We start from the raw sequence: 7,785 nt of genomic DNA, 5'->3' as shown, positions 1-7,785 counted from the left end.
CCGAAGGCGCCGGCCTGCCACGCGGTGTGGTTCGCCAGGCTCCGGTGCTCGATCATCACACCCTTGGGGGTGCCCGTGGAGCCGGAGGTGTAGATGACGTAGGCCAGGTGCCCGGGGGTGAGCCCCGCGCGTGCCGGATTGGTCGCCGGGCCCCTGGCCCAGTCATCAGCCTGCAGGTCGATCACTGGCACGTGCAGGCCCGCGAACAGCGCCTGCACGCCATCCAGAGAACCCTGCGTGAGCACGGCCACGGGTGCGCTGTCGTGGAGCATGTAGCGCAGCCGCTCCGCCGGATAGCCCGGGTCCAGCGGAACGTAGCCGCCGCCGGCCTTGAGGATGGCCAGGAGCCCTACCATCATCTCCGGGCCCCGCTCCACGCAGATCGCCACCCGCGCATCCGGCCCCACGCCGTGCCCGGCCAGATGGTGAGCGAGCCGGTTGGCGCGCTCATTCAGCTCGGCGTAGGTGAGCTCGCCGGCGTCGAAGACGACCGCCACCGCGTCCGGCGCGCGCGCGGCCTGCGCCTGGACCAGCTCGTGGATGCAGAGGTCGCGGGGATACGCGGCGCCGGTCGCGTTCCACTCCTCGACGACGAGGCGCCGCTCCGCATCCGGCAGGAGCGGGAGCGCGTCCACGGGCTGGACGTCGTCGGCCGCCATTGCCTGCAGCACCCGGCGCAGGTACGCCAGGTGGCGCTCGATGGTGGCGCGTTCGAACAGCGACGTCGCGTAGGTCAGGCTGCCCGCGATGCGCTCCCCCGCCTCTCCCAGCGAGAGCGACAGGTCGAACTTGGCCGTCGCCGCCGGGGACACGCCCTCCGGGTTGCGGCCGGGAAGCTCCGGCCGGCCCTCCGACGCGTTCTGCCAGGCGAACATCACCTGGAAGAGCGGGCTGTGCGACATGCTGCGCGCAGGCTGCACCAGTTCCACCACCTGCTCGAAGGGGATGTCCTGGTGTTGCTGCGCCCCCAGCGACGCCGCCCGTACCTGCTCCAGCAGCTCGGCGACGGTGGGCGACTCCGACAGGTCCACGCGCAGGGCGAGGGTGTTGACGAAGAAACCGATCAGCCCCTCGATCTCCGTGCGGCCCCGGTTGGCCGTGGGCGTTCCCACCACCACGTCGTCCTGGCCGGAGATGCGGCGCAGCACCGCGGCCCACCCGGCGAGCACCGCCATGAAGAGGGTGGCGCCGTGCCGCCGCGAAAGTTCCTTCAGCGCGGCCGAGAGATCCTCGTCCAGGCTGATCCCCACCGTGCTCCCCGCATGATCCTGCCGCACGGGACGTGGATGGTCCGTCGGCAGTTCCAGCAGCTCGGGCGCACCGGCAAGCGTCTGCGTCCAGTACTCCGCCTGCTGGCGCAGCACCTCGCCGGCGACCCACTTCCGCTGCCAGGCCGCGTAGTCGGCGTACTGCACCGGCAGCGGGGCGAGGGGATTCGACTCTCCGCGGCGGAAGGCCTCGTAGAGCGTGCCCATCTCCCGCGTCAGCACCTCCATGCTCCAGCCGTCGGAGACGATGTGGTGCATCGTCATCAGCAGGACGTGGTCGTGTTCGCCCAGCCGCACCAGCCGCCCACGGATGAGCGGGCCGTGCTCCAGGTCGAAGCGTGCGTTCGCCTCCTCGGCCGACAGCCGGCGGAGCTCCGCCGCGGCGTCCGGGTGCCCGCTCAGGTCGTGCTCCACGAGGTGGAACCGGCTCTCCTCCGCGATCCGCTGCACCGGCTCCCCGTCCATCTCCACGAACGTCGTGCGCAGCGCCTCGTGCCGCGCCACGATCGCGTCCAGCGCACGCCGCAGAGCCGACCCGTCCAGCTCCCCTTCCAGACGCCGCCGCATGGGGACGTGGTACGTGTCGCCCAGATTGCCGAACTGCTCCAGGAACCAGAGGCGCTGCTGCGCGAAGGAGAGCGGCAGCCGCCCGGTGCGATCCACGCGCTCGATCGGCGGCAGCTCGGTGCGTCCCGCGTTTTCGATGGTGCGCGCGAGGTCCGCCAGCACCGGACGCTCGAAGAGGTCGCCGATGCCCACCTCAGCGTCCAGCACCTGCCGCATCCGCGAGATGACCCGCACGGCCAGCAGCGAGTGCCCGCCCAGCTCGAAGAAGTTGTCGTGGCGGCCCACCCGCTCCACGCCCAGCACTTCGGCCCAGATCCCGCCCAGCGCCTGTTCCGTCTCCCCCACGGGCGCCGCGTACTCGCCGGTGGAGTAGGCGTCCCCTTCCGGCGCGGGCAGCGCCCTGCGGTCTACCTTGCCGTTCGGGGTGAGCGGATACGCGTCCATCCACACGTACGCCGCGGGCACCATGTACTCCGGCAGGCGGTCGGTGAGGTGCGCACGGAGCGCATCCACCGCAACCGCTTCATCCGCCAGGTAGTACGCCATCAAACGCCGGTCGCCGGGCGCGTCCTCGCGGACGAGAACGACCGGGGCACGCACGCCCGGATGCTCCGCGAGCCGCGCCTCGATCTCGCCCAGCTCGATGCGGTAGCCCCGCACCTTCACCTGGAAATCGATCCGGCCCAGGTACTCGATCTCCCCGTCCGCGCGCCGCCGTACGCGGTCCATCACCCGGTACATCCGCGCTCCCGGCGCACCGAACGGGCACGGGACGAAGCGCTCCGCGGTCATCGCGGGATGGTTCGCGTAGCCGCGCGACAGGCCGTCGCCCGCCAGGTAGAGCTCGCCCGTGACGCCGACCGGCACCGGCTGCAGGTGCGCATCCAGCACATACGCCTGCGTGTTCGCTACCGGCGCGCCGACCAGCACCTGGTCTGCGCCGCGCGGCACGACGTGGTACGTGGAGTAAGTGGTGTCCTCGGTGGGGCCGTAGAGATTGCCGACCTTCTGCACCGTGTCCAGCGCGTAAAGCCCCTGAGCCAGGGCGTTCGGCAGCGCCTCGCCGCCCAGGTTCAGCGTCTTGACGCACGCCGGGATGCCGCCGCCGCGCAGCAGCTCCGCCGCCGCGCTCGGCACCATGCTGACGTGCACGACGTCTTCGTCGACCGTGGCCAGCTCCAGCGCGTTCTCCACCAGCACCAGCTTTCCGCCCCAGGCGAGCGTGCCGAACATCTCGGCGATGGAAACGTCGAAGTTGATGGAGGTGGAGAAGAGCACCGACGAGCGCTCCTCGTCCGTCACGTTCTCCCGCAACCAGTGCAGCAGGACGACGACCGAGGAGTGGCGGATCATCACTCCCTTGGGACGACCCGTGGACCCGGAGGTGAAGATGACGTGCGACAGGTTCTCGGGCACGACGCCGCTCTCGAACGGCTCGGCGGATTCCGCCGCGATGGCGTCGCGCTCGCGGTCGAGCAGGAGCGCGTCCGCGCCTTCCGGCAACCGGTCCGCGACGGCGGAGTCGGTGATGACCAGCGTGATCGCGGCGTCTTCGGCCATGTAGCCCAGCCGCTCGCGCGGGTACGCGGGGTCCAGCGGCACGTACGCGCCACCCGCACCCAGCACGCCCAGCATCGCGGCCACGAGATCCGGCGTACGCGGCAGGCAGATGCCCACGCGCACCTCCGGGCCCACGCCACGGCGGCGCAGCGCGTTGGCGATCTGGTTCGCCCGGCGCTCCAGCTCCGCGTACGTCCAACGCTCGCCCCGCCAGGAGAGCGCGATCGCTTCCGGTGTACGCGCCGCCTGGACGCGGAACAGATCGTGGACGCGGAAACCATCGGTGGGGTACGCACGTCCCGTCGCGTTCCACTCCTCCAGGACGAGGCGCCGCTCCGCCCCGCGGACGATCTCCAGCCGGTCCACTGGTTGGCTCTCGTCCGCGACCATCGCCTCGAGCGCGAGCCGCAGGTATCCGACGAAGCGCTCCACCGTGGCCCGCTCGAAGAGCGCGGAAGCGTACGTCACGACGCCAGCAATCCTCCCGTCCTTCTCCAGCAGTGAGAGCGAAAGGTCGAACTTGGCCGTGGTCTGCTCGGGCGCACCCGCCTGCGCGGCAGGTGCCGGCGCCCCTCTCCCGGAGGCCGGCCCCAGGCCGGACAGCTCCAGCTCGTTCTCGGGCGCGTTCTGCCAGGCGAACAGCACCTGGAAGAGCGGGGTGTGCGACAGGGAGCGCGCTGGCCGCACCAGCTCCACCACCTGCTCGAAGGGGATGTCCTGGTTCTGCTGCGCCCCCAGCGCCCGCTCCCTCACCTGCGCCAGCAACGCCGCCCCGGTCGGCGACTCCGACAGGTTCACCCGCAGCGCCAAGGTGTTGACGAAGAAGCCGATCAGCCCCTCGATCTCGCTGCGCCCCCGGTTGGCGGTCGGCGTGCCGATCACCACGTCGTCCTGCCCCGACAGGCGGCCCAGCACGGCCGCCCAGCCGGCCAGCAGCGTCATGAAGAGCGTCGCGCCGTGCCGCTGGCCGAACGCCTTCAAGCTCGCGGTCAGCTCCTCGTTCAGCGCGAGGTTCACCACGCCGCCGGAGAAGTCCTGCTTGAGCGGCCGCGCATGGTCGGTCGGCAGCTCCAGCAGCTCCGGCGCACCGGCCAGCGCCTGCGTCCAGTACTCCGCCTGCTCGCGAAGCACCTCGCCCTCCACCCACCGGCGCTGCCAGACGGCGTAATCCGCGTACTGGATCGGCAGCGCGGGAAGCGGATCGGGCTCGCCACGGCGGAAGGCGTCGTAGAGCGCGCCCAGCTCGCGTGTGAACACGCCCATGCTCCACCCGTCAGAGACGATGTGGTGCATGGTGACGAGCAGCACGTAGTCGTATTCCGCCAGCCGGGCCAGCCGGCCGCGGATGAGCGGACCGCGCGCCAAGTCGAAGGGCGCGCCCGACTCTTCCATCATCAGCCGCTGAAGCTCCGCCCCGGCCTGCGGATGATCGCGGAGGTCGTGCTCCACCAGGCGGAAGTGAGTCTCCCCCGCGTGAGGGATCCGTTGCTCGGGAACGCCGTCCACCTCGGCGAAGACCGTGCGCAGCGCCTCGTGGCGGGCCACGATGCGGTCCAGCGCACGCGCCAGCGCCGCCCCGTCCAGCTCGCCGCGCAGCCGCTGCCGCAGGGGAACGTGGTACGTGCTCCCCAAGTTGCCCAGCTGCTCCACGAACCACAGCCGCTGCTGAGCGAACGACAGCGGCAGCGGCGCCGAGCGGTCCGCGGGCTCGATCGCCGGCAGCGCCGATGGCCCCGCCGTCGCCAGGGCCTGTGCGAGATCGGCCAGCACCGGGCGCTCGAACAGGTCGCCGATCCCCACCTCCGCGCCCAGCACCTGGCGTACGCGCGAGATCACGCGGACCGCGAGCAGCGAGTGGCCGCCCAGCTCGAAGAAGTTGTCCCAGCGGCCTACCCGCTCCACGCCCAGGAGCTCGGACCAGACCTCCGCCAGCACCTGCTCCGTCTCTCCCACCGGCGCCTCGTAGCCGCGCGTCGCGAACGCGTCGCCATCGGGCGCGGGGAGCGCCTTGCGATCCACCTTGCCGCTGGGCGTCAGCGGGAAAGCGTATAGGCGCACGTAGGCCGCGGGCACCATGTACTCCGGCAGCCGCTCCGACAGGTGCGCCCGCAGCGCATCGGCCTCGACCGGGTCCGCTTCCACGACGTACGCCACCAGCCGCGTGTCGCCCGGCCTCACCTCGCGCGCGGCCACCACGGCCTCGCGCACCGACGGGTGCTCGCGCAGGCGAGCCTCGATCTCGCCCAGCTCGATGCGGAAGCCGCGCACCTTTACCTGGAAGTCGATCCGGCCCAGGAACTCGATCGTGCCGTCGGCGAGCCAGCGTGCCCGGTCGCCCGTTCGGTACAGGCGCGCGCCCGGCTCGCCGCCGAACGGGTCGGGGACGAAGCGCTCCGCCGTCAGCCCCGGCCGCGCCAGGTAGCCGCGCGCCAGGAGCCCGCCCAGGAACAGCTCGCCCGCAACTCCCAGGGGTACGGGCGCTCCGCGCGAGTCGAGGATGTAGGCGTCGTGCCCGGGAATGGGCCGCCCGATGGGCGCGGTCGATCCGGCGAAGCCCTCCGCGAAGCCACCGGGGACGGTGAACGCCGTAGCGGTGACCACCGCCTCCGTGGGGCCGTAGCCGTTGAGCAGGCGCGTGGCGTCTCCCGCCGCGGCCGCCGACACCGGGAGAGCGTCGCCGCCCACCAGGAGCAGGCGGACGTCGGGAAGCGCGCCCGTGGCCAGGACTTCCTGCCAGTACGCCGGCGGAAGGTTGGCGACGGTCACGCCCAGGGAGCGGGCCCGCGCGGCGAACTCGGCGGGGCTCCACAGCTCCGCGCCCCGCAGCACCAGCGTGGCGCCGCTGAGAAGCGGATTGAAGACCTGCTCCAGCGACACGTCGAAGCCCGACGAGGCGAACTGGAGAACGCGGTCCTCGCGGACGATCTCCAGCGCGCCGGCCATCGCGCGGAAGTGCGCGGCCGCGGCACGGTGCTCCACGGCCACGCCCTTGGGACGGCCGGTGGATCCCGACGTGTAGATCAGGTACGCGAGGCCTTCCGGGGCGACGCCGGATGCGGGGACCTCGCCGGACTCGGCGGCGATCCGCTCCGCGTCGGCATCCACACGCACCGTCACGCCCGCAGTCAGGCGGCCGGCAAGTGCGTCGCGAGTCACCAGCGCAGCCACACCGGCGTCGTCGGCCATGAACGCCAGGCGCTCGTCGGGAAGCGACGGATCCAGCGGCACGTAGACGCCGCCCGCCTTCAGCACGGCCAGGAGCGCGACCACCAGCTCGGGGCCCCACTCCAGGAAGACCGCCACGCGCGCCTCCGGCCCGACGCCGAGCGACCGCAGGTGGTGCGCGAGCCGGTTGGCGCGCGCGTCCAGCTCCGCGTAGGCCGTCTCCTGGTCCGCGTGGACCAGGGCCGCGGCCCCGGGCGTCAGCCGCGCCTGCGCCGCGAACAGCTCGTGGATGCAGACTTCCGACGGGGATGCAGCCTCCGTCCGGCTCCACTCCTCCACGACGAGGCGCCGCTCCGCATCCGGCAGGAGCGGGAGCGCATCCACGGCCTGCAGGTCGTCGGCGACGAATGCCTCCAGCACCTTGCGCAGGTACGCCAGGTGGCGCTCCACCGTCGCCTGCTCGAAGAGCGACGTCGCGTAGACCAGGCTCCCGCCGATGCGCCCCCCCGCCTCTCCCAGGGTGAGCGACAGGTCGAACTTCGCCACCGGCCGCGACGCCGCGCCCCCGCCCACGGCCACACCGCCCAGGCTGAGGCCGGGGAGCTGCAGCCCGTCTTCCGACGCGTTCTGCCAGCCGAACATCACCTGGAAGAGCGGGCTGTGCGCCAGGGTGCGCACCGGCTGCACCAGTTCCACCACCTGTTCGAAGGGGATGTCCTGGTGGTGCTGCGCCTCCAGCGCCCGCTCCTTCGTCCGCCGGAGCAGATCGGAGACGGAGGGCGAGCCGCCGAGCTCGATGCGCAGCGCCAGCGTGTTCACGAAGAAGCCGATCAGCGCCTCGATCTCGCGGCGGCCGCGGTTGGCCGAGGGCGTCCCCACCACCACGTCGTCCTGCCCCGCCAGCCGCCCCAGCACCGCGCCCCAGCCCGCGAGCAGCGTCATGTGCAGCGTGGTGCCGTGCCGGCGCGAGAGCGCTCTGAGCCCGGCGGAAAGCTCGTCGCCCAGGTCCATCCCCGCGAGGGCCCCGGCGTGGTCCTGCCGGGCCGGACGCGGGCGGTCGGTGGGCAGCTCCAGCAGCTGCGGCGCCTGGCGGCCGGCGAGGCGATCGCCCCGTTCCACCTGGAGCGGGGGCCGCTGCTCCGCGCCCGGCTGGTCCGGATGGCGGAGGACGACCACGTGCTGCTGCTGACGATGCACCACATCGTCTCCGACGGCTGGTCGTCGG

Annotated in this window: 2 protein-coding genes; one reads left to right on the top strand and one right to left on the bottom strand. The window is 72.3% G+C overall.

Translation table 11 applies throughout. The annotated features are described in order from the left end of the window. Positions 1-7,628 (bottom strand): amino acid adenylation domain-containing protein (locus VIB55_RS08350; RefSeq protein ID WP_331876217.1); only part of this gene is annotated, 7,628 nt, incomplete at its 3' end. Here VIB55_RS08350 and VIB55_RS08345 point away from each other — a divergent pair. Continuing rightward, positions 7,518-7,785 (top strand): condensation domain-containing protein (locus VIB55_RS08345; protein WP_331876216.1); only part of this gene is annotated, 268 nt, incomplete at its 3' end. The two genes, VIB55_RS08350 and VIB55_RS08345, sit on opposite strands and share 111 nt — an antisense overlap.

It is taken from the genome of Longimicrobium sp. (assembly GCF_036554565.1).
GTDB lineage: Bacteria > Gemmatimonadota > Gemmatimonadetes > Longimicrobiales > Longimicrobiaceae > Longimicrobium.
Note: the sequence above shows the minus strand (reverse complement) of the source record. Positions and strands in the feature narration are given on the sequence as shown.